Origin of the sequence: Bradyrhizobium sp. CIR48 (assembly GCF_014198315.1) — a bacterium.
Taxonomy (GTDB): Bacteria; Pseudomonadota; Alphaproteobacteria; order Rhizobiales; family Xanthobacteraceae; genus Bradyrhizobium.
On the sequence record NZ_JACIHG010000001.1, the window covers coordinates 1,131,623 to 1,154,230 of the forward strand.

Sequence of the window (22,608 nt, forward strand, 5' to 3'; positions counted from 1 at the left end):
GCAGCAGGTACGCCAGAATCGTTCGCGCAGCCGCGTCAGCGTTCCGCCAACGCGGGATCGCAAGTCCTGCCAGACCTACATGAAGCCCGGATTGCGCGGAAGGTAACTAACCCAATCTCCGAACTGTCGATTGGACATCAGCAGCATCGGGAACGTCAGATGCATGCCGTGGTCGGTCGCCACCTTGAGCGCCGGCTCGCTCGAACCCGGCAGGAAGGCCGAGATGGTTGCAACATCGCTCCGCGCCGCCAACGAAAGCGCAGCCGCAAAGGCGGGGCCAACCAGATCCGGCCGGCGGACCGCGAGCGGGCCAATGTGTCCATCTGAAATATAGACATACCCGATTGACTCACGGCCGGCGTGAATGGTGAACCCGTTCGTCGTGCTGTCGCCGAGGAGATATCGATGATGCTTCGCTCTGGAGACGCCGAGAGCGCTGACATCGATCGGCACAAGGTCCTCGAACCGGGCCGTCGCGGCGGCAAGTGGTTCAAGACGGAGCAGCGGCTCGGCCAGCCGCGACGCCAAGCGCTTGCTGGGCACGCTGACCATGTAGATCAGACAGCGCGGAAATAGTCCGTGACGGATGTAGAGGCCCTGCGACACGTTGTTGAAGGCGAAGGTGATCAACGCTTTGACGGATGCTCCGCGCGTTACCGCGTGAGCGAATGACTTGCCGAGCAATTGATTGCCAATGCCGTCGCTCTGGCGATCAGGCGCCACGAACAGCTGCGCCAAGAACCAAAGCTCGCCACATACCCAACTCCACGCGAAGCCGACAATGTCTCCATCGTCCTCCGCAACCCATAGACCTTCGGGATCATCCGCAAGCGAGAAGGCTTGAAAATGCTGCGGGCGAGAGGAAGCCATCTTGCCGAACCCCCGCCGTTCCGTGAGTTCGTTGATGCTGGCGACCACGAGCTCGTCGGCTCTCGCCAAATCGTCGCTACAAGCGGGTCGGCACACGACAGCCATTCTCGAATTCTCCCGAAGACGGCCATGAGAGCGACGAAATCCTCAACCGGCCATCAGGCCAGGGGCCGGATGTTCTGGTTCATCCGGAAGAAGTTCGTCGGGTCGTATTTCGCCTTGATCCGCTGCAGGCGCCGGTAGTTCGGTCCATAGGCGGCCGCGACAGGATCGCCCGTCTCGTCATCGTCGAGATAATTGACATAGCGGCCGGAGGCGAAGAAAGGTCGCATCCTTTCGTAGGTGTCGCGCGCCCAGGACATGCAGCGGCTGGTATCGCTGGCCTGCATCCACTGCGCGAGAATCAGGAAATTATAGCCCTCCTGCCGATGCGGGAATGCCGTATCCTCGGCATCGACGCGGGCCGCCGCGCCGTGGACGTGTTCGACCAGGAACTGCCCCATGGGAGTCGGGCAGCGCGCGAAGCATTCGATCATGGTCGCAATCGCGCCATCACTGAGCTCCGCGAGGAAGTTCGATTTCCAATAGTTGAAGGCGCCTTTCGGATAGTTGGCGTCGAGCATGCGGTTGAGGTCGCAATAGGGAATCGGCCCGACTGCATCCAGGATCGGAGTCCCGAACTGTTTCAGCGGCCGCACCGCTCGTTCGGCATCCGCCAGCGGTCCGCAGTGACTGGTGACCAGGACCGCGACCTCCGTGCCGGAGCCGTCCGGCGCATGCGTCAGGGATGCAAACAGCATGTGCTCGTCCGCGAGCGACCGCGTGCTGGTCCGGAAGAATTCGAGCACCTCACGGGAGCGTTCGATGGGATGGACAATCGGACCGCCGGTGATGATTGGTCCGACCGGATGAAGATCGTATTCGAGACTGGTGGCGATCCCGAAGTTTCCGCCGCCGCCGCGGAGGGCCCAGAACAGATCGGGCTCCTCCTGCCTGCTGGCGCGCAAAACCTTGCCATCGGCGGTGACGAGTTCGACGGCCCGCAGATTATCCAGTGCCAGACCGTACTTGCCCATCAGCCAGCCCAGTCCTCCGCCAAGGGTCAGGCCGGCAATCCCGGTGGTCGAGACCACGCCGCCGGTGACCGCAAGTCCGTGAAGTTGCGTTTCGCGATTGACCTCGCCCCAGGTGGCCCCGCCCTGCGCCCAAACGGTCTTGCCAACAGGGTCGACCCGGACACCCTTCATGGGCGAGAGGTCAATCATGATCCCCCCGTCGATGGTCGCGCGTCCTGCTACATTGTGGCCGCCGCCGCGAACGGCGACCTCGAGGCCGAGCTTGGTCGCAAGAGCGACGGCGTCGACGACGTCGGCCACGCTGCGGCACCTGGCGATCAATGCCGGCCGCTTGTCGACCAGCCCGTTATGGACCTTTCGCGCTTCGTCATAGCCCTCGTCCGCCGGTTTGAGGAGTTGTCCTCCAAACGAGGTGCCAAGATCGGCGGCAGCGCTTGCGACAGATGCGATGGACGACATGACCTGATCTCCTCAGCTTGACCCGCCATATCCTTGACCGCGCACTATCTCCGCGCAAATCCGAAGAATTCAGGTGACGGTGAATTAGTTTCACCTAGACTGGACGGCATGCACAAGCTCCCGCCCCTGATCGAGCTTCGGGCTTTTGAAGCCGCCGCCCGCCATCTGAGCTTCAAGAAGGCAGCGGCAGAACTCGGCGTGACGCCAACGGCGATCAGCCACCAGATCGGGTTGCTCGAGCTTTATTGCGGTCGCGCTCTGTTCCGCCGCAGACCGAGGCCGCTCTCGTTGACCGATGCCGGAGCGCGGCTTTTCCCCGCCATACGCGGCGGGCTCGAGGTGTTTGCCGCGGCCATTGCGAGCGTCAAGCAGGAAGGCGCCCAACAGCCTCTCCGGGTGACGACGACCAACGCATTCGCCAGCCGCTGGCTCGTGCCCCGCCTGCCCCTGTGGCGCAAGTTGCATCCCGACGTGCCGCTGGAGGTCATCGGCACTGACACGGTGCTCGATCTGCAGGCCGGAGACGGCGACGTCGCCATTCGCTACGCGACCAGCCGAGTACGGCCGACAGACGGCATCGTCGAAGATCTCTTCACCGATACATTCTGGGCCGTCTGCAGTCCGCACCTGCTTGCAACGGGGCGCTTGATGCGACCGGTCGACCTCGCAAATCACGTCCTGATCCACTCTTATTGGTCGCCGGCCGATCGTGAGCCGCCCACCTGGCAGCGATGGCTCTCCGCGGCTCAGCGCAGATGGCGTGCTGTGCCCCCGTTCAAGGACATGCAGCATCTGAGTTTCCGCGAGGAATTGCACGCCATCGAGGCGGTGATCGCGGGACAAGGAATCGGAGTGTTCAGTGATGTGCTCACGGCACACGACCTCGCCGCCGGTACGCTCGTGAAGGCGTTCAAGTTGAGCTTGCCTGGCTACGGCTTCCATGTGGTCAGCAAGGCAGGCCATCCGCGCGAGAGAACCATCCGCGCCTTTTCGGAATGGTTACGGTCAAATCCTTGATCCGCGTCCCTGTGCCGTTCGAGATGTCCACTCCGGATCCCGGCGAAAAAAACGTGGACCGCCATGCCACCGCAAGTTGTGACCACGCCGATCGTCGTATAGCGTCAGTCACGGTCCCTCACCATACGTAGTCGATCGCTCCATGCTCGCCCGAATATTGCTTCTGCTGGCCTTGCTGTCGCTTCCCGGCGCATTGCGTGCCGAAGGAACCCCGGCCGAGAAACCCGGCTTTGCCTCCAGGCTGACGATCTATCTCGCCAAAGGCGCGCCCGACGCGTGCGGGCCGGGCTGCGACCACTGGATCGCGATCGAGGGCCAGATCGATCAGGACGCAGCGTCCCGCATTCGCCGCTTCCTCGCCGGCGTCAAGGACCTGCAGCGCCCGATCTACCTCCATTCGCCCGGTGGAAACGTTGAGCAGTCCTATGCCATCGCCCGGCTGCTGCGCAGCCGCAAGGCGATCGCCCGGGTTGGCCGGACGATCGCGACGGCGTGCGCCGCGGGCACGCAGATCGACGCCGCATGCCTGAAGATCAAGAATGCAACCGGCGAGGTCGAGGCCGAACTCAGCACCTATCACGCGATGTGCAACTCGGCCTGCGGCTACCTGTTTCTCGGAGCGACCTCTCGCGAGGTTGCGCCCGATGCCGCGCTGGCGGTCCATAACTCCAGGCTGATCCTCCGGTTTCGAGGCGATCCGCCTCCGGAAGTGGTCGCCGAAGCGCGGCGGCGGCGGATCGCCGGCGCCGACCGCGACCGCGCCGCGTTCATTGCGGCGATGGGAATCAGCCGCGAGCTCGATGCGCTGATCAGCACTGTGAAGTTCGAAAGCCTGCACGTGCTGACGCGGCCCGAGCTCTACCGGTTCGGGATCGACACGCGACCGTTGGCCGAGACGATGTGGCGGCTGGAAAAGGGAGCGCGACCGTTCATCAGCAAGATCGCCGCGGTGAAGAAGGAGAGCGACGCCTCGTTCCGGACCATGGAATGGCGCCTGTATTGCGAAAACAAGAAGCGCGTGCCGCTGATGTTCGCGGGTGAGATCGACGCATCGGCCGCCGGCAAGAAAACGATCCTGATCGCGGCCAGCGCCGACATGAGCAAGGAAGCCGGAGGGCCTCCGGTGCGGTTCGGGAAGTACGAGGTCTGGAACGGCGCCGTCGACCCCGACATGGTCAAGGCAGTGCTGGCCTCGCACTCCCTGCAGGTCCGGGAAACCACGCCGGAACTAGAGGGAAAGGCTGACGTCACGAGCTTCAACATCGACACGACCGGTTTGGCGTCGGTGTGGACGCAGCTCGGGACGTCGTGCACCTCAGTGGCGACAGGCCCGACAAAACCCTGGCCGGCGAATTCTCTGCAGCCGACACCCTGGACGGACAGTCCATGGACAGCAGGCGGTACCCTGCCGAACGCCAGCGCAACGCCCGCGGCCACGCAGTCGCCGTAGCGCGCAGGCTTGCAAAGCAGTCTTCAAGAGCTGGAGCCTGCCCCTCCCTCAGTTCTCGACCGGCGTGTAGATCACCAGCTTCAGTGCGGGATCGTCGTTGGCCTGGAAGCTGGTGTGCTCGAACCGGAGTACACCCCTGGTCGGATGGTTCATGGTCTTGAGACCCGCGGCGGTGTTGCGGATGTCGTGGGCTTCCCACCATTTGACGAATTCCGGACTGCCCTGGCGCAGCCGCGTCAGCAGTTCAGCGAATGCGGGATCGCCGGCCCAGACATCGTGATTGGCGCGGAACATCGCGACCATGCTCCTGGCGACGTCGGTCCAGCTCGCGCCGTAGAATTTTCGCGTCTGCTTGTTGGTCATCACCAGCAGCAGCGTATTGCGATCCTGCTCGGGCAACTGACCGAAGGCAAAGACCTCTTCGGCCGCCGCGTTCCAGGCCAGCACATCCCAGCGGCGCCCGGTGATATAGGCCGGCTGGGGCAGGCTCTCGATCATCCGCCGAATGGGCGACGGCACGATCTCGCGCGTGAACGCCCCCCTGGCGCCGTCGCGCGCCAGCGCCTTCAAATGCGCGTGCTCGGTCTTGCTGAGGCGCAGCGCGCGGGCCAGCGCGTCGACGGTGGTCACCGACGGGCTGACGGTGCGGCCCTGCTCGAGGCGGATGTACCAGTCGACGCCGATGCCGGCGAGCTGCGCGACCTCCTCGCGGCGCAGCCCCGCGGTGCGCCGGCGCCCGCCGATCGGAAGGCCGACCGTCTTCGGCGACAGCTTTTCGCGGCGAGACCTCAGGAAGTCGCCGAATTCAACGCGGCGCGGATCGGCCATGATGTCACTCCCACATGGAGGGCCCCGGGAATACTAGGATAATACCAGGCCTTCTTGCCCTCTCCAAGGCGGCGCATATGGGTTTCACCGCGACTTTGAGGTGAACATCCATGAAAGCAGCCGTACTCAAATCCTTTGGATCGCCGCTGGTGATCGAGCATGTCCCGGAGCCAATCATCGGAACCGGTGAGGTTGTCGTCGACGTCGTCGCCACGCGCGTGCTGTCCTACATGAACGAGGTATTTGACGGGACGCGCAATTACGCGCTCGATCTACCTGTTATCCCCGGTCCTGGCGGCATCGGCCGGGTGCGCGCGATCGGCCCGGATGCCACCAAGCTCAGCGTCGGCGACTGGGTGTTTTGCGACCCGACGGTGCGCTCGCGCGATGATGTCGTCGCGCCCGATATCGCCCTCCAGGGGCTCACGGCCGCCGGCCCCGGCGGCATGCTTCTGCAGAAGCATTTTCGCCACGGCTCCTTCGCCGAGCAAATGAGGGTGCCGACCGAGAATGTGAAGCGGCTCGGTGCGATCACGTCCGAGGAAGCGACGCGTTGGTGCGCGCTGGGCACGCTGCTGGTGCCTTACGGAGGCTTCCTCGCTGCGAACCTTAGACCAGGCGAGACCGCGCTGGTGAGCGGGGCCACCGGCAATTTCGGCAGCGCCGCCGTCTCGGTCGCGCTCGCGATGGGCGCAGCCGGCGTGGTCGCGCCCGGCCGCAACGAGAGAATCCTGGCCGACCTCGTCCGCCGCTTCGGCAACCGCGTGAGGCCGGTCAAGCTTACGGGCAACGAAGAGCACGACCGCGAGGCGATGAAGCGCGCAGCGCCCGGCCCGATCGATTGCGTGTTCGACATCATGCCGCCCTCCGTGAGCACCGAGGTTGTGCGTGCGGCGATCATGACGGTGCGCCCCTATGGACGCGTCGTGCTGATGGGCGGCGTCGGCATGGCCGGCGGCGCGGGCCTTGAGCTGCCCTACCCCTGGATCATGCGCAACTGCATCAGTATCCACGGCGTCTGGATGTACCCGCCCGAAGCCGCGAGCCGTCTGATCGCGCTGGTGCGCGCGGGGCTGCTCAGGCTGGAGGAATATGAGACGACGGCCTTCGACCTCGACCATGCCAACGAGGCGGTGGCGCACGCCGCGGCCAATGGCGGGCCATTCAAGCTGACGGTGATCCGGCCTTGAGTCTCAGGGTGCGGCGAAATGGCGATTTTTTTCGCGAGCCCCGCCAAGCACCTGGCTACTGTGCATGGGGTTGTTTTCGCGATTTTCTATTCGAGCTCGATCACCTGGCCGTTCGACAGCGAGACGCGCCGGTCCATGCGCCCGGCGAGCTCCATGTTGTGGGTCGCGATCAGCATCGAGACCTTGGTCGCCTTGACCAGCTGCATCAGCGCCTGGAACACATGATCTGCGGTGTGCGGATCGAGGTTGCCGGTCGGCTCGTCCGCGAACAGGACGCGTGGCGCGTTGGCCACCGCGCGCGCGATCGCGACGCGCTGCTGCTCGCCGCCGGACAGCTCGGCCGGGCGATGGGTGATGCGGTCGCCGAGGCCGAGATAGCCCAAAATCTCCTTGGCGCGCTTGACGCTCTCGGACTTTTTGAGGCCGCGGATCATCTGCGGCATCATCACGTTCTCGAGCGCCGAGAATTCCGGCAATAGCCGGTGCGACTGGTAGACGAAGCCGATATCGGTGCGGCGCAGCTGGGTGCGCTCGATGTCGGGCAGCTGCGAAGTCGGCGCGCCCGAGACATAGACCTCGCCGGAATCGGGCGCTTCCAATAGCCCCGCGATATGCAGCAGCGTCGATTTGCCCGAGCCTGACGGCGCCACCAGCGCCACCGACTGGCCGGCCCACAGCGCGAGCTTGGCGCCATCGAGGATCGTCAGCGGCACCTCGCCCTGCAAGTACTGCCGCTTTATCTCGTGGAGATAAATGACCGGAACGTCTTCCGCCCCCTGCTGCTGCTCCATCAACCCCTCACTCGTACCGCAGCGCTTCGACGGGATCGAGGCGCGCGGCGCGCCACGACGGATACAGCGTCGCCAGGAACGACAGCGTCAGCGCCATGATGACGACGGCCGTGGTCTCGCCGACGTCGATCTCGGCGGGCAGTTTCGACAGGAAATAGAGCTCTGGCGAGAACAGCTCGGTGCTGGTCAGCCATGACAGGAATTGCCGGATGGATTCGATGTTCAGGCAGATCACGAGGCCGACGACAAAGCCGACCAGCGTGCCGACCACGCCGATCGAGGCGCCCGTGATCAGAAAGATGCGCATGATCGAGCCTTGCGAGGCGCCCATTGTGCGCAGGATCGCGATGTCGCTGCCCTTGTCCTTCACCAGCATGATCAGGCCGGAGACGATGTTGAGCGCTGCGACCAGTACGATCATGGTCAGGATCAGGAACATCACGTTGCGCTCGACCTGGAGCGCGTTGAAGAAGGTCGAATTGCGCTGCCGCCAATCCACCAGGAACACCGGCCTGCCCGCAGCCTCCGTCACGGCCTGGCGAAAGGCGACGATCTGATCGGGATTGGTGGTGAAGACCTCGATCGAGGTGACGTCGTTGCTGCGGTTGAAATAGGCCTGCGCTTCCGCGAGCGGCATGAACACGAAGCCGAGATCGTATTCGGACATGCCGATCTCGAACACGGCGACGATCTTGTACGGCTTGATGCGCGGTGTCGTGCCCATCGGGGTGACCGCCCCCTTCGGCGCCACCAGCGTGATGCTGTCGCCGGCATGCAGTGACAGCTGATCGGCGAGGCGCCGGCCGATCGCGACGCCCTGCCCGTCGTCAAAGCCCTCGAGCGAGCCCTGCTTGATGTTCTTGGCGATCGAGGTGAGGTTGTTGAGGTCGTCGGAGCGGATGCCGCGCACCAGCACGCCCGAGGCGTTCCAGGGCGAGGACGCCAGCGCCTGGCCGTCGACCACGGGCGCTGCAAGCCGGATGCCTTTGACCTGGCTGAGGCGGTCGGCGACGTCCTTCCAGTCGGTCAGCGGCGATTCCAGCGGCTGCACCAGGATGTGCCCGTTCAGCCCCAGGATCTTGTCGAGCAGCTCTTTGCGGAAGCCGTTCATCACGGCCATGACGATGATCAGCGTCGCCACACCCAGCATGATGCCGAGAAAGGAGAACCCGGCGATGACCGAGATGAATCCCTCCTTGCGGCGCGCCCGCAAATAGCGCGCCGACAGCATCCACTCGAATGGCGCAAAAGGCGCGGTTTGCACGGTTTCGGTCATGGTCTCATCCATCGCTCGATAATCCCATGATTCGGGGTCAATTGTGGCCGGATTGGCGGCCGCGATATCGGGCGATGAACAATATTCAGCCGACCAGGCTTATCAGCCCACAAGTCTTGCGACCGCGTCCGCAGGCGACATGGTCTCGCGGGAGCCGTCGGCTCGCCGCTTGATCTCGACCTTGCCGTCAGCGAGCCCCTTCGGGCCGATCATGATCTGCCAGGGGATACCGATCAGGTCGGCGGCGGCGAATTTGGCGCCGGCGCGCTGGTCGGTGTCGTCGTAGAGCACGTCGACGCCCTTGGCGGTGAGCTCGGCATAAAGCTTCTCGCAGGCCGCATCGACGGCGGCATCGCCCTGCTTGAGATTGAGAATCGACACGCGGAACGGCGCGACAGCCTCCGGCCATTTGATGCCGGCATCGTCATGGCAGGCCTCGATGATCGCGCCGAGCAGGCGCGAGACGCCGACGCCGTAGGAACCACCATGGATCGGCACATCGACGCCGTCGGGACCCGCCACCAGGGCCTTCATCGCGTCGGAATATTTGGTCCCGAAATAGAAGATCTGGCCGACCTCGATGCCGCGGGTGTTCACCCGCTTGTCCGCCGGCACTTCCTGCTCGAAGCGCGCGGCGTCGTGGACGTCCTCCGTGGCGGCGTAGACCGAGGTCCATTGCTTGATGATCGGCGTCAGGTCGCTGTCGTAGTCGACGTCCTCGCCCGGCACCGGCAGGTCTAGCACATCGCGATTGATGAACACACCGGATTCGCCGGTTTCGGCCAGCACGATGAACTCGTGGCTGAGATCGCCGCCGATCGGGCCGGTCTCGGCGCGCATCGGGATCGCCTTCAGCCCCATCCGCGCAAAGGTGCGCAAATACGCCACGAACATCTTGTTGTAGGCGACGCGCGCCGCGGCTTCGTTGAGATCGAACGAATAAGCGTCCTTCATCAGGAACTCGCGGCCGCGCATCACGCCGAAACGCGGACGCTGCTCGTCGCGGAATTTCCATTGGATATGATAGAGATTCAGCGGCAGGTTCTTGTAGGACTTCACATAGGCGCGGAAGATCTCGGTGATCATTTCCTCGTTAGTCGGCCCGTACAAGAGCTCGCGCTTGTGGCGGTCGGCGATGCGCAACATCTCCGGACCATAGGCGTCATAGCGGCCGCTCTCGCGCCAGAGATCGGCAAGCTGGAGCGTCGGCATCAACAGTTCCAGCGCGCCGGAGCGGTCCTGCTCCTCGCGCACGATCTGCTCGATCTTCTTCAGCACGCGGAAGCCGAGCGGCAGCCAGGCATAGATACCGGCGGCCTCCTGCCGGATCATGCCGGCGCGCAGCATCAGCCGATGCGAGACGATCTCCGCCTCTTTCGGATTTTCCTTCAGGATGGGCAGAAAGAACCGCGACAACCGCATGGTAATACTCTGGGAATCAGTGATGGGTTGCAGTGAAACCGGATTGAGAGCGAAAACACAAGACCGGGAGTGAGGAAAAGCCGCTAACGCAACGGAATTCCTGTCATTTTTCCGTCGGACTTCAGGTTCAGCCCGAGCTGCGTCTCACGGCGGCGTGACGTCGAGTTCATCTTCGAGCGTGATCTGCTCGAAGTCGGTCACCAGCGCGTCGATCCGCACGTGCCAGCGGCCGGCAAAGGGCAGCTCGACCTTGCGCACATGCCAATAGCCATCGGGCCCGAGCGAGGCCCTTCGCTCCATCGGCTCGATGCCGCGCTCGGGCAGGCTCAGGGTCAACGTCGCCTCCTTGGCCGCCAGCGGCGTCCCCTCGCCGGTCATGAGCTGGAGCACGACATCATTGGCCCCCGCCTTGCCTGGCGAGACCAGGACCTGGAACATCGCCTTGTCGCTGTGGATGTGGATCCCCAAAGGCGTCTCCGGCACGATCGTCCGCGGCGGCGGCGTGAAGCGCCAGCCGGCGACCACCGCCAGGATGGCGAGAGCAATCGTACCTTCCAGCACGATCGAGCGCTTGAGCGCGGGCGTCCCTGTCTCGTTCCGGGCCAGGGCCGGAGTCAACCGGAACCGATTGAGCGCGGCCAGCGCCAGCAATCCCGTAACCAGAACTAGCTTGACCGAGAGGATCAGCCCGTAGCTAGTCTCGACCAGCGCTCCAGGCTTTTCGAGCTGCACGATCGCGAGTGCGAGGCCGGTCAAGGCCAACACGCCGACCGCGAGCGCAGCAATGCGGGAAAAGCGGTTCACAATCGCGAGCGTCGCAATCGTCGGCTTCGACACCAGCGCCACGAGCGGCGCGAGAGCACCGATCCAGATGGTGACACCGAGGCCATGAAGAAAGATTGCAGGCCGGGTCAACGCCTCAGGCGGGGCCGTTGCGGCGTGCCCGGTCATGGCGAGCGACAGACCGACGCCGACCAACGCCATGATCGCAAGCGCACGCGCGTACCACGCACTGCGCAGCGCCATCAACGCGAGTAGCATCGCAAGCAGGGCAACCAGCAGCGCAGGGCCGGCGCTGGTCGCGAGGGCGACTTTCCAGGGAGCAGCGGTCGCGAGGGCTGTCAGCGGCAGCCCGAGGAGACCGAGGCCCAAGGCGCCGACGGACGCCAGCGCGCTCGGGAGACCGAGGACGAGCGCCATGCGCGGGACAGCCATGCCGGTCATCGACCACGCAACCCAGCGCGCGAAGAACACGCCGCCGACGCCGACGAACAGCCCAACGTACAGGCCGACGCGCGCCAGCCAGATCAGCGCGTTCAACCCGCTATCCTCAGCGGCGGCAGGCTTCGTCGCGGTCGGCATGCCGATCGAGAAGATCATCGATCCGGTGACGGGATGGCCGTCCTGCGAGATCACGCGATAGCTGACGACCGCGGTCCCCTCAGGCAGATCCGCCGGCATCGCGACCGAAATCGTCTCGCCCGATGCGCTGACGCGCGCATCATCCCGCGCCCTGCCCGCACCATCGATCAGCCGGATCGCGCCCGGCGTTACCGCCTCGTTGAAACGCAGCTCCACCGCCTTGGGCGCGGCCGCGAGCATGCTGCCGCTCGCCGGTTCGACCGAGAGCAGCGCCGCATGCGCCGACGCACCGCTTGCGAAGCCGGCAACGAGGAGCAGCGTCGCAAGCGCGGCGAAGAGGCGCATCAGGGTTTTGGCAACAGTTTCACGCCCGGCGCCGGCGACTTGCCTTCGGACTTACCCTCATGTGAATGCCCTGCCCCCGCCGCCGGAATTTCGATCCAGCGGCTGACGCCAGCCTCGCATTCCTGAACGACGGGGAAGTACAGCACCGTGTTCGGCTTCAGGCTGTCGGTCAGGAACGTGCTGAGGACAAATTCGTCATAGTTCTTGTCCGGCAGCTTGCCGCCGGACCACGCCACCTCCTTGACGCCGGAGGAGAGCTTGTTGCCGTGATAGTCGTACTCCGCGGCATATTTGCCCTCGATGACATCGATGGTCCAACCGGCCTTCGGCATCGGCTTCACCGCGATCACCCCTTCTGGAATCTGCACCCGGATCTTCACCGTCGGCGAGCCCGCGCAGCCATGCGGCACGGTGAAGACGGCCTTGTAGGACGTGCCGACCGTGGCTTGCTTGGTCTCGATCGACACGTGCGCCGCCGCCGGCGAGGCGGCGAGCGCGGCAACCAGGATCAGGCAGGATTGCTTCGACATGTTCGGTCTCCCGAGAGTCCAGATCCGTCTCATTTCATCTTCATTCCCGAGTGATCCGGCATTTTCTTCATGTCCATATGACCTGAATGCCCGGCATCGCCAGGCGCCTGCGCGCCGACGCCCTGGACGTCGAGTGAGACCGCGACCTTGCCGGCCTTCTCGAATTGCAGCGTCACCGGCACCTTGTCGCCCTGCTTGAACGCGCCCTTCAGCTCCTGGAGCATCAAATGATTGCCGCCGGGCGCGAGCTTCACCGTCTTGCCGGCATCGATGGCGAGCCCCTTGTCGAGCGGGCGCATCTTCATCACGCCATTGTCCATCGCCATCTCGTGAATCTCGGCCTTGCCCGCGATATCGGCGGACACGCTGACCAGTCTGTCGGCCGCCGTGCCCTTGTTCTCGATGGTCAGATAGCCGCCGGCGACCTTCGCGCCGCCCGGCGTCGCCCGGCTCCAGGCCTGCGAGACGACGAGATCGCCGGCCTTGACGTCGTCGGCGACCGCCGGTGCTGCGGAGATCGCGAGAGCGAACGCAGCGAACAGCACGTTTTTCGAGATTGTCTTCATATCGGTATTCCCTTTGCAGACTGAACTTCAGTGTTTTGAGCGTTGTTGCGCTGACCATTTTTCGAGATCGGCAATTTCAGCCGAGCCTTCGATGGTCGTGACGGTCCCTTCCCGGGAGATGAGCATGGTCCTGGGGATGTCGCCCTGCCAAGCCGGATCGATCTCGAACCGCAAGCGCTCGACAAAGCCGTCGTTGAAGATGAAATTTTCGGTCGACGACAGACCCGCCTTGTCGAGCATCGATTGCGTGGCGGCCGGCAGGTTCGGCACGAGATCGGCGCTGACAGTGACGACGTCGACGTCAGGATGATCCTTGGCAAACTGGCCGAGCAGCGGCAGCTCGACCTTGCAGGGGCCACAGGTCACGCCCCAGAAATGCACGAGCACGGGGCGGCCGGCGTGCCCCCTAAGGACGCTTTGCCAAGTGCCGCGTTCGAATGGCTTCAAAGCGGGAGATGCGGCAAGCGCAGCCACTGAAGCGATCAGAACGACAAGACCCGCAATGCCTACAAATCGAAATCTCATGGTTGGTCCTCGATAGCCTTGAGCCGATAGCCATCCGCCTTCGTCATCCACGACAGGTAAGTCTGCTTGCCGTTGGAGACGAGCAAAGGATGGTCGGACGTGTCGGTCGTGCTCGATATCGTCTTCGGCGGCGACCACGTCTCGCCATCGTCGCGGGAGATCGTCATCTGGACGGAGGTCTTCTCGCCGTCGAACTCCTTCCAGACCATCACCGTTCCCGCCGCGCCCGCGAGCACGAAGGGGCGCGTCGGATTGCGATCCGGCCGCCCCAACGCCATCGGCGAAGAGAACGTGCGGCCTTCGTCGCGCGAGTGCGCGTAGAACAGTCCCTTCCGCGCCTTTCCGTTGGTGTACCAGGCGACGTGATAGGTGCCGTTCGGCGCAACGGTGAGGCTCGGCCCATGGTGTGGGCAGGCATTGATCTGCCAGTCGTCGTTGCTGACCCGGCGGACTTCGCCTGGCGTGGCGACGTCCGTGAAGGTCATCACCGCGTGGTCGCGCACGCCGCCCTCAAAAATGTTCCTGAAGATTGCGACCGGCCGCCCGGACGCAGCGAATGCCAGCCCCAACCGGCAGCATTCGCAGGTGCCCTCACGCGCCAGCTTCGCGTCTGCGTAGGTGGTACCGCCGTCGCTGGACGACGTGAAGAACAGCCCGGCCCCCTCGTACTTCTGTCCCGCTTCCTTCGCAAAAATGCGATTGCGCTTGTCCAGCCACGCCGCAAAGACCGTTCCATCCTGATCGAGCGCCAGCGCCTCGAAACGTTGGCTCTCGTTGCTGGCGGTGATCGGCTTCAGCTCCGCGAAGCTTTTCCCGCCGTCGGCCGAGCGCGTGGTGAACACCTGACCGTTGAAGGCCTCGTCCCTGAAGGTCGAGAACGCGAGCGCGATGCCCCCCTTGCGGTCGACCACGATCTTCGGCCGCGCATCCGGCCCCCAATCGAGGTTCAGCCGCTTCGTCGTGACTTGAGTGGGCGTCGAGAAACTTCGGCCCTCGTCCTGCGAACTTGCGACCGAGACCTGCCCTCCCGCCATCCAGACCAGCCACAGCGTCCCGTCCGGACCGAAGGCGGGCGTCGCCTTGGTCGCACAGCGCAGCGTCGGCTCCTCGCACGCAGCTTCGGACGCGTGCTTGCCGTGCATCTGCCCCAGCGCCGCACCTTGCAGGCATGCGAGAGCGGCTATCGCGAGCAAGCCAGTTCGGATCATGGCCCTATTCCCTTCGAGAGCCCGGATTATTTGAAGGCCACCTTCATACCTGCAACGAACAGGCGTGGCGAGCCCGCATAGATCGACCCCGGTGCCGTGCTTGCGAGCGTGTTCCCTGGAATTTGCAGGCCGGCCGCCGTCACGGTGTTTGCGATGTTGTTTGCCGACGCAACATAGGTGCGATCGAATACGTTCCTGACCTCAAGAAACAGATTGAGTGACTTGAAGGTGTCCGACACCAAGTCGGTCTTGTAATGGACGTTCACATTGACCAGTTCGTAGCCCGGCGCCTTCAGCAGATTCGCGTTGTCCATGTAGAAAGAGTCCTTCCACTGGACCTCGACGAAGCCACCGAGACCTGCCAGCGACCCGGCGAACTCGTCGTAGCCAATTCGAGCCGTCAGCTCGTTAGGCGAGATACCGGGAATTTTATTGCCGGCACGGTTGAAGCTGAAGACGGCGCCATTGGTGATGTTCTCGACATATTCGGTGTAGACCTCGTCGAGATAGGTGTACGCCGCCATGAACCGCCAGCCCGGAGAGAACTTCCAGTCGGCGGCAAGCTCGAGGCCCCGATGCTCCGATCGCGGCGCGTTGAACGAGTAGTTTACACCCGCGACCGACGTCGCCTGGTTGACGATCTCGTTACGGAAAAACTCGTAAAAGCCGGTCGCGCTGAGCTTGAACGCGCTGTTCGGCGTCCAATCGAAACCGAGATCGTAGCCAAGATTCTTCTGGGCCTGGAGCTGGGTATTGTTGCCCGGCAATCCCGTCTGAGCGACGAAAAGATTTGAGACCTGCGGTGTGCCATACCCCGTGGCAACGCGTGCCCGGAACAGCCATTCGTTGTTGAGGTTGTAGAGCAACGCCAACTCTGGCGCAGTATTTTGAAACTGCCGGTCCGCGGTCGTCGGCGTCGTCGTGGTGATGCCGGTGGGACCAGCATATGAATAGGCCGTGTTGGTGCCCTTGAGCAAGGTCGTCTCCCAACCGATGCCCGCAACGGCCGTTAGCGACGATGTAAGCTTGAGCTCTTCCCTGGCACGAACACCATAATTGGTCGTCTCGCTGTAGAGATTGCTCGACAGCCTGCCGAGCGTCGCGTTGCCTCCCGGCATCACGTTTCGCGTATCGCTCGATGCCGTCAGGGTGTTGTAGAAGGCGCCGAAGAACGCGGTGGACTCCAGGCCGAGAATCTCTCCTCGCTTGGTGAGATCACTCATGTAGTTGTAGGACGGGAAGTCGCCGATCGAGCTGGTGGAGCCAGTTGGCTGACTGATGTTCCGGTCGTCGAACACGAACTGGTTGCGCCAGGTCGTATTGTTGTCGAAATCGTGCTCCCACCGGCCCCCGACGATGGTGCGGCGGTCGTTGCGGCCGAGCCCGGCCTGTACGGCCGTCTCCGTATCGGTCCCGGCGGTCGCGTTGAAGCCATTGTTGAACAGCCTGACCGTACCGCATCCGGGCGCCGCCGTGGCACCGGTCGCACAGCCCTGCTGGAAGGGATTGGTGTAGAATTGGTTCAGCGACTGTCGAAGCGGCAGCCGCGCGCTGAGATCGTTGTTGATGATCTTGACCGTGAAGCGGTCGTCCGGCGTCGCCTTGAGCGTGCCGAGGAAGTTGACGGTCTGCGTATTGAACCAACTATTGCCGATATAGCCGTCGCCTCGGGTGTCGCTCGCAAACAGAGAACCCTCGAAATTCCCGACCTTCTTGCCGGCCGCAAGGTAATTGTTGAGGTAGCCATAGCTGCCGCCGTCGACGCCGTATTCGACGCCGTCGATCGTGCCGCCCGGCCGTGTGCGGAAATTGAGCGCGCCGCCGGTCGCATAATTGCCGTAGAGCGCCGATGAGGGGCCGCGGATCACGTCGATCGCGCCATAGGCATGGGGATCGATCAGGTCGCTACGCGACAGTCCGTCCGGCTGCGTGACGGGGAAACCGTCGTCGAAGATCACGAGATTGCGGATGCCGAAACCGTTTCGGGCGTTGGATCCGCGAATCGAGATGCCGAAATCGCGCGGACCATTACCCTGCTTGATCGAAATGCCCGGACTGTCCCGCAAGACGTCGCTGACCGAAAACGAGGGCCGGTTGTCGAACTGGCTGCGATCGATGGTCGTCGCGGTCTGACCGGCCGGCGCCTGATTGAGACCGGCCCGCACTGCGCCGGCGGACATTGTGTTGTTCTGCCCCTGGGCGCCATCGGTCGCGTTCGGCGCGACCGGCCTCGCTGCGCGCGCCGCCGAAGTGGAGCGCTGCCGCGTTGACCGGGTGATTGGCTTGGGACGGGACGTCTTGGGCGCCTCGACCGTCACCGCGGGAATCGCTTCCGAGGCAGCCTGGGCGAGCGCGTCTGAACCGATCGGGGACACCAGTCCGAAAAGCACGGGCAAGCCCGCGCGCCCGATCGCACGAATGCGTAACATCTCTTGAATTCCTGACATCCGGCACCTCGACCGGTCCATTGAGCACGCCCATCGGCACAGCAACGGCGCGCGCCAATGGTTCGGTTTGTCGCTACGTCAGGAAAATTGAGGTGGGGCGCGGGCCTGGGCGCTCGACCCCCTGGGAGCGGCGATGGCGGACGCATCCGCCGGCTGCCACACCACGCGCGCGGCATGGCGGAAGGGAATCGAGAGTGCCGCGTGCGTCGGCGAATCCAGCGACGCGCCCGCCTGGGCCAGGCAACACAGGGCGCACGCACCCGCATGCGCGGTCGGGGTCCCCGTCCGTTCGTCGAGGCCACCCTCCTCGCTCACGCTGTGGCAGATGACGGCGGCAGACAGCGGATCGGCGATGGCTTGGCCCGTCGCCCAGCACGCGGCAATCGGCGCCAGCACCTGCATCACCAAGGCGAGCAGGACCAGGGGTAGGAATTTCTGTAACCGCGCGCGCATCCGCCGAACCGTTCGTTCGTCTGCTAACTAAACACCGCGCCGGGCCCAAGTCGAGATCAGTTCCGCCGCCTTCTTGGCCCAGCGCAAATTTGTCGGAAAAGCGTGGTCCGGACGACCTCACCATGGGCTCGGGGGCCGGCATTTGAGCCAAATCAAACGGCCCGACATCCACAGATTTCTTATATTTGTCATATACTTGCGGGGAAAAAAGCCCGATCATTTCGTCTATTGCTCGAATTTTGAACATTCGTTGCCGAAAATGATGACAAGTGAGAAAAGTTGATCTAGCATCCCCCTTGCTCAGGCTGGCCGTGAGGTCGAAGTCTGGTGGTCCAAGTCTCGGGAGGAGCCCCTGGCGCGCAAAACGCAGCGTCGCCCCGTCAATCAAGAGCAAATCTTAGAATCGGGGATAATAGGGTCGACACAATTTTTGAGCGGGGCCAGGGCCCCGCTCTTTTTTTGTCCGCATGGCACTTCCGCCGATGAATATGCCCTCCAATCCAGTCGAACTCAGCTTTGAACTCGCGGCCTCGCGCTGCGCGGATCTCACGCCCCTCGTCTACCAGCGCCTGTTCGACGAGCATCCCGAAACGCAGGCGATGTTCCGCTCGGAGGGCTCTGACCTCGTGAAGGGATCGATGCTCGCGCTGACGATCGAGGCGATTCTCGATTTCGCCGGGATGCGTCATGGGCATTTCCGGCTGATCGCCTGCGAGGTCGCCTCACACGACGCCTATGGCACGTCGCCCCAGCTGTTCACCACCTTCTTCACCATTATCAGGGATACGCTGCGCGATCTGCTCGGCGATGAATGGTCGATCGAGATCGCGCAAGCCTGGGACAAATTGCTCGTCGACATCGACGCACTCGCCGGCACGACGGCCTGACGCTTTGCGCTGCACCAACGCGGCGTGCTGCGATGGCGCGTGTGATTGCAGATTGAGTGGCATCAACTCTTGTGAGACACTTTCGACATCGGTTGCGCAATCAATGACGCGCCGACGATAAAATTTATGGGAGCGAGCGATGTCCGGGACGAAAGATTTCTCGACGACGAGGCGCGATCTTCTTCAGGCGGCTGCGGCCGCCGGCGCCGGAGCTGCCCTCCTCGGCAGCATGGGCATAAACCCCGCATTGGCCGCCGAGGTCGGGCGAAGCGAGAAGCCGCTGAAGGCGGCGTTCTCCAATGCGGGCCTGCAGGCCACATGGTGCGCGCAAGGAAAGCAGGCCGCCGAATTCTGGGGCAAGCTATTCAACGTCGAGGTCACCTGGTTCGACGGCCAGCTCGACGCCGTGAAGCAGCGCGCGGCCATCGACAACATGGCCTCGCAGAAATGGGACTTCGTCGCTATCCAGGCGTTCGGTATCGGCACCCTCACCCAGCCCGTGCAAAAGATGATCGACGCCGGCACGGCCGTGATCGACATGGACACGCTGATTGCGCCGCTCGACCAGATCAACGTCCACTCCTTCCTCGCCCCCGACAACGAGTTCATGGGCGCCTCGGTGACCCAGGCGCTGTGCAACGCGATGGGCGGCAAGGGCAAGATCATCATGACGCAGGGCGCGCTCGGCCACACCGGCGCGCAAGGGCGCGCAAAGGGCTTCACCAACACGGTGAAGCAATTCCCCGGGATCGAGGTGCTCGACACCCAGCCGGCCGACTGGGACGTCTCCAAGACCGCGCGCCTCTGGGAAACATATCTGACCAAGTATCCGCAGATCGATGCGGCGTTCTTCCACAATGACGACATGGCGCTCGCCGCCGCCAACATCATGAAGGCACGCGGCCGCACCAACATCCTGATCGGCGGCGTCGATGCCATGCCGCCGGCGATTCAGGCGGTGAGCGAAGGACGCATGTTCGCGACCGTCCGCAATCCGTCCTGCCGCATCCATGGCGGCGCCATCATCGCGGGCGTCTCGGCCGTGGTCGGCGGCGAGAAGAGCGGACAGGGCATTCCCAAGAACGTCGTCACCGACGGCCCGGTCGTGACCAAGGCCAATGCCGCCGGGATGCAGTGGATGCAGGATCACTTCCTGATCTGAGCTTTCATGCCCGAGGTGCGTTCGCCCATCCTTGAACTGCAGGGCATCACGAAGAGCTTCGGCGGCGTCGAAGCGCTTCGTGGTGTCGACTTCGCGCTCCATCCCGGCGAGATTCACGGTCTCGTCGGCGAGAACGGCGCTGGAAAAAGCACGCTGATGAAGATCATCGCCGGCGTGCATACCGAATTCTCCGGCCGCTTCCTGATCGACAGTCAGGAGACGCATTTCCGTTCGGCGCGCGATGCGCACGCGGCCGGCATTGCCATGGTGCACCAGGAGCTCAGTGTCGCGCCTGATCTCACGGTCGCCGAGAACGTCTTCCTGGGCAACCAGCCAACCAACGCCCTTGGCCTCGTGCAATGGCGGCGCATGGCGCGCGAGGCCGGCGAGCAGCTCGCCCGCTTCGGCATCGACGTCGATCCGATGAGTAGGCTGGGTGATTTGCCCATCGGGCTGCAGCAGCTGATCGAGATCGCGCGCGTGCTGTTCTCCGGCGCCCGCATCGTGATCCTGGACGAGCCGACCTCCGCCCTCTCCCCGCCCGAGGTCGAGCGGCTGTTCGCAACGCTGCGGCGGCTGCGCGAAGAAGGCACCAGCATCGTCTTCATCTCGCATTTCATCGAGGACATCCTGCGCGTGTCCGACACAGTGACTGTGTTCCGCAACGGGCGGAAGGTCGCCGAGACGGCCAGCGCCGCCACCAGCAAGGGCGCGCTGATCGAGGCCATGATCGGCCGCGGCGGCGAAGCGCTCGAGCACAGCTACACCGACGACCTGATGCTGCCGCAGCCGAGCGACAGCGCGGTGGTTCTGAAGGTCGACCAGCTGACGCTCGCCCGCAGCCTGAAGGACATCTCCTTCGAGGCCCGCGCCGGGGAGGTGCTCGGCATCTACGGCTTCATGGGCTGCGGCCAGCAGGAGCTGTCGCGCATCCTGTTCGGCAAGCTGAAGCCTGATAGCGGCACGCTTCTCGTCGAGGGTCAGCCAAAAACCTTTGCCAGCACGGCGGCGGCGCGACGCGCCGGCGTGGCGCTGGTGCCCGAGAGCCGCCGCGACATGCTGTTCCACCAGGAGCCGGTCTACAAGAACATCTCGATCAGCATTTTGGACCGCATCTCCTCCCTGCTGCTCAAGCCGGCGCAGGAGCGCGATATCGCGAAGCGTCAGGTCGAGCAATTGCAGATCCGGCCGCCGGTGGTCGGCCTCGATCTCGGCATGCTCTCCGGCGGCAACCAGCAGAAGGTGGCGCTGGCAAAATGGCTGACCTATCCGCCCAAGCTCCTGGTGCTGTGCGAGCCAACCCGCGGCATGGACGTCGGCGCCAAGAACGACGTCATCAACATCGTTCGCGACCTCCGCGCCAAGGGGCTTGCGATCATTGTGCTGTCGACCGAGCCGGAAACGGTGCTGTCGCTGGCCGACCGCATCCTCGTGCTCAAGCGCGGCGCACTGGTGCGGGAATTCAGGAACGAGCCGGTCAGCAAGGACCGCCTGCTGGAAGCGGCGTGACGGAGAAGCACAATGACGAGCAGTGAGACGGCTTTGGCGGCGGGGCAGCGGGCGCGCGGGCTGGCGCCCTTCCTGCGCTCGCAGATGCGCAACATCGCCCCGTTCCTCACCCTGATCTTCCTGTCCGGCTTCTTCGCCTTTGCCAGCCCCTCCTTCGCGACGCTCGACAATCTCGGCAACATCCTCACGCAAGTGTCGGTCACCGGCATCATCGCCGTCGGCCTCACCTTCGTGATCCTGTGCGCCGAGATCGACCTCTCGATCGCCAGCATCGCCAATGTCACGGGCATCGCGGTCGCCTACTTCACGCTGCAGGAATCCTACGTCAACATCGCCAACATTCCCCTCCCCGGCGCGGTCGCCATCTTGCTATCGATCCTGCTCTGCGCCTTGCTCGGCCTCGTCAATGCGCTGGGGCTGACCGTGATCGGCATCCCCTCCTTCATCATGACGCTGGCGATGATGCAGATCGCGGCCGGCATCTCGGCGCTGCTGGTGCGCGGCCAGATCGCCTACAAGGTTCCGAGCCTGATCACCACGCTCGGCTCAGGCTCGATCGGCGGCATCCCCTGGCTCGTCATCATCGCCGCGCTGATGCTGCTCGGCGGGCATCTGGTGCTGACCTACACGCGCTTCGGCCGCTACGTCTACATGGTCGGGGGCAACCGCGAGGCGGCCGAATATTCCGGCCTCAACGTCAAGCTCATCCTAGGCGCGGTGATGGTGATCTCGGCGGTGTGCTCGGGCATCGGCGGCATGCTCGGCGTCGCCCATTTCGGCAGCGCGCAGCAGAACGAGTTCGACACCTATCTGCTCGACTCCATCGCCGCCGTCGTGGTCGGCGGCACCAGCCTGTTCGGCGGCCGCGGCGGTATCGGCAACACCATCGTCGGGCTGTTCGTTCTCGGTGTTCTCAATAACGGCCTCGACCACGTCAACATTGACAGCTTCCTGAAGATCCTGATCCGCGGCCTGATCCTGCTGGCAGCGCTGGTGATCAACGTCTACGCGCAGCGGCTGAGGGAAAAGGCGGCGGACTAGACAGCCCTCAAAACAAAAAACGCGAAAACAACCCCATGCACAGTAGAAACTGTAAGAAAATTCAGCTGCTTATCGAAGCCGCAAGTGCGTGAGCCCACCGCACCGGGATTGACCCGTCGGGCAAAACAGAAGCAGAAGCGACAATGACCCCGTCATCCCTAAGGTGCGGAGCAGGCGATGCGACAGCATCGCAT

20 protein-coding genes are annotated in these 22,608 nt (G+C 63.9%); 7 read left to right on the forward strand and 13 right to left on the reverse strand.

Going from position 1 to position 22,608, the window contains the following annotated elements:
• Positions 1 to 75 precede the first annotated feature (75 nt).
• Positions 76 to 975: a GNAT family N-acetyltransferase gene (locus GGD66_RS05515; protein WP_183257046.1), complete on the reverse strand. Its 900-nt coding sequence runs from the start codon at positions 973 to 975 to the stop codon at positions 76 to 78.
• A gap of 53 nt (positions 976 to 1,028) precedes the next feature.
• Positions 1,029 to 2,405 (reverse strand): FAD-binding oxidoreductase, encoded by a 1,377-nt coding sequence (locus GGD66_RS05520; protein ID WP_183257047.1) that lies wholly within the window; start codon positions 2,403 to 2,405, stop codon positions 1,029 to 1,031.
• A gap of 108 nt (positions 2,406 to 2,513) precedes the next feature.
• Here GGD66_RS05520 and GGD66_RS05525 point away from each other — a divergent pair, with 108 nt between their 5' ends.
• Both GGD66_RS05525 and GGD66_RS05530 read left to right on the forward strand, forming a co-directional pair.
• Complete coding sequence (locus GGD66_RS05525; protein ID WP_183257048.1) at positions 2,514 to 3,422, forward strand: LysR substrate-binding domain-containing protein; 909 nt, start codon at positions 2,514 to 2,516, stop codon at positions 3,420 to 3,422.
• Positions 3,423 to 3,564: 142 nt separating this feature from the next.
• On the forward strand, positions 3,565 to 4,872 hold the full coding sequence (locus GGD66_RS05530) for a hypothetical protein (protein WP_183257049.1): 1,308 nt from the start codon (positions 3,565 to 3,567) through the stop codon (positions 4,870 to 4,872).
• 48 nt (positions 4,873 to 4,920) lie between these two features.
• Here the strand turns inward: GGD66_RS05530 and GGD66_RS05535 are convergent, their stop codons facing one another.
• Positions 4,921 to 5,700, reverse strand: a complete 780-nt coding sequence (locus tag GGD66_RS05535) for a helix-turn-helix transcriptional regulator (RefSeq protein ID WP_183257050.1) — start codon at positions 5,698 to 5,700, stop codon at positions 4,921 to 4,923.
• A 110-nt stretch (positions 5,701 to 5,810) separates the two neighbouring features.
• Here GGD66_RS05535 and GGD66_RS05540 point away from each other — a divergent pair, with 110 nt between their 5' ends.
• Positions 5,811 to 6,890: a zinc-binding alcohol dehydrogenase family protein gene (locus GGD66_RS05540; RefSeq protein WP_183257051.1), complete on the forward strand. Its 1,080-nt coding sequence runs from the start codon at positions 5,811 to 5,813 to the stop codon at positions 6,888 to 6,890.
• Between the two features lie 86 nt (positions 6,891 to 6,976).
• Here the strand turns inward: GGD66_RS05540 and GGD66_RS05545 are convergent, their stop codons facing one another.
• The 10 genes from GGD66_RS05545 to GGD66_RS05590 form a co-directional block, all read right to left on the reverse strand.
• The gene (locus tag GGD66_RS05545; protein ID WP_092257239.1) at positions 6,977 to 7,681 is read right to left on the reverse strand and encodes an ABC transporter ATP-binding protein; all 705 of its coding nucleotides are present in this window, start codon (positions 7,679 to 7,681) and stop codon (positions 6,977 to 6,979) included.
• Between the two features lie 7 nt (positions 7,682 to 7,688).
• Positions 7,689 to 8,969 (reverse strand): lipoprotein-releasing ABC transporter permease subunit, encoded by a 1,281-nt coding sequence (locus GGD66_RS05550; protein ID WP_018320183.1) that lies wholly within the window; start codon positions 8,967 to 8,969, stop codon positions 7,689 to 7,691.
• Positions 8,970 to 9,059: 90 nt separating this feature from the next.
• On the reverse strand, positions 9,060 to 10,379 hold the full coding sequence (gene proS / locus GGD66_RS05555; RefSeq protein ID WP_018320182.1) for a proline--tRNA ligase: 1,320 nt from the start codon (positions 10,377 to 10,379) through the stop codon (positions 9,060 to 9,062).
• A gap of 144 nt (positions 10,380 to 10,523) precedes the next feature.
• The gene (locus GGD66_RS05560; protein ID WP_183257052.1) at positions 10,524 to 12,086 is read right to left on the reverse strand and encodes a CopD family protein; all 1,563 of its coding nucleotides are present in this window, start codon (positions 12,084 to 12,086) and stop codon (positions 10,524 to 10,526) included.
• Positions 12,086 to 12,616, reverse strand: coding sequence for a YcnI family protein (locus GGD66_RS05565; protein ID WP_183257053.1), 531 nt, complete (start codon positions 12,614 to 12,616; stop codon positions 12,086 to 12,088). Before GGD66_RS05565 ends, GGD66_RS05560 begins: the two co-directional genes overlap by 1 nt.
• Positions 12,617 to 12,645: 29 nt before the next feature.
• Positions 12,646 to 13,182 (reverse strand): copper chaperone PCu(A)C, encoded by a 537-nt coding sequence (locus GGD66_RS05570; RefSeq protein WP_092257248.1) that lies wholly within the window; start codon positions 13,180 to 13,182, stop codon positions 12,646 to 12,648.
• A 27-nt stretch (positions 13,183 to 13,209) separates the two neighbouring features.
• The gene (locus tag GGD66_RS05575) at positions 13,210 to 13,707 is read right to left on the reverse strand and encodes a TlpA disulfide reductase family protein (RefSeq protein WP_092257251.1); all 498 of its coding nucleotides are present in this window, start codon (positions 13,705 to 13,707) and stop codon (positions 13,210 to 13,212) included.
• Positions 13,704 to 14,915, reverse strand: a complete 1,212-nt coding sequence (locus GGD66_RS05580; RefSeq protein ID WP_092257255.1) for a sialidase family protein — start codon at positions 14,913 to 14,915, stop codon at positions 13,704 to 13,706. Before GGD66_RS05580 ends, GGD66_RS05575 begins: the two co-directional genes overlap by 4 nt.
• Positions 14,916 to 14,941: 26 nt before the next feature.
• Positions 14,942 to 17,344 (reverse strand): TonB-dependent receptor, encoded by a 2,403-nt coding sequence (locus GGD66_RS05585; protein ID WP_092257258.1) that lies wholly within the window; start codon positions 17,342 to 17,344, stop codon positions 14,942 to 14,944.
• Between the two features lie 96 nt (positions 17,345 to 17,440).
• Complete coding sequence (locus tag GGD66_RS05590; protein WP_092257261.1) at positions 17,441 to 17,815, reverse strand: DUF2946 family protein; 375 nt, start codon at positions 17,813 to 17,815, stop codon at positions 17,441 to 17,443.
• A gap of 482 nt (positions 17,816 to 18,297) precedes the next feature.
• On the opposite strand from GGD66_RS05590, the gene GGD66_RS05595 reads away from it, so the two are divergent.
• The 4 genes from GGD66_RS05595 to GGD66_RS05610 all read left to right on the forward strand — a co-directional run bounded on the left by GGD66_RS05595 (position 18,298) and on the right by GGD66_RS05610 (position 22,414).
• On the forward strand, positions 18,298 to 18,702 hold the full coding sequence (locus tag GGD66_RS05595) for a globin (protein WP_183257054.1): 405 nt from the start codon (positions 18,298 to 18,300) through the stop codon (positions 18,700 to 18,702).
• A 139-nt stretch (positions 18,703 to 18,841) separates the two neighbouring features.
• Entirely contained in the window at positions 18,842 to 19,864 is a 1,023-nt protein-coding gene (locus GGD66_RS05600; RefSeq protein ID WP_183257055.1) for a sugar ABC transporter substrate-binding protein, read from the forward strand.
• Positions 19,865 to 19,870: 6 nt separating this feature from the next.
• Positions 19,871 to 21,373 (forward strand): sugar ABC transporter ATP-binding protein, encoded by a 1,503-nt coding sequence (locus GGD66_RS05605; protein ID WP_183257056.1) that lies wholly within the window; start codon positions 19,871 to 19,873, stop codon positions 21,371 to 21,373.
• A gap of 12 nt (positions 21,374 to 21,385) precedes the next feature.
• Positions 21,386 to 22,414, forward strand: a complete 1,029-nt coding sequence (locus GGD66_RS05610; protein WP_092257272.1) for an ABC transporter permease — start codon at positions 21,386 to 21,388, stop codon at positions 22,412 to 22,414.
• Positions 22,415 to 22,608 lie beyond the last annotated feature (194 nt).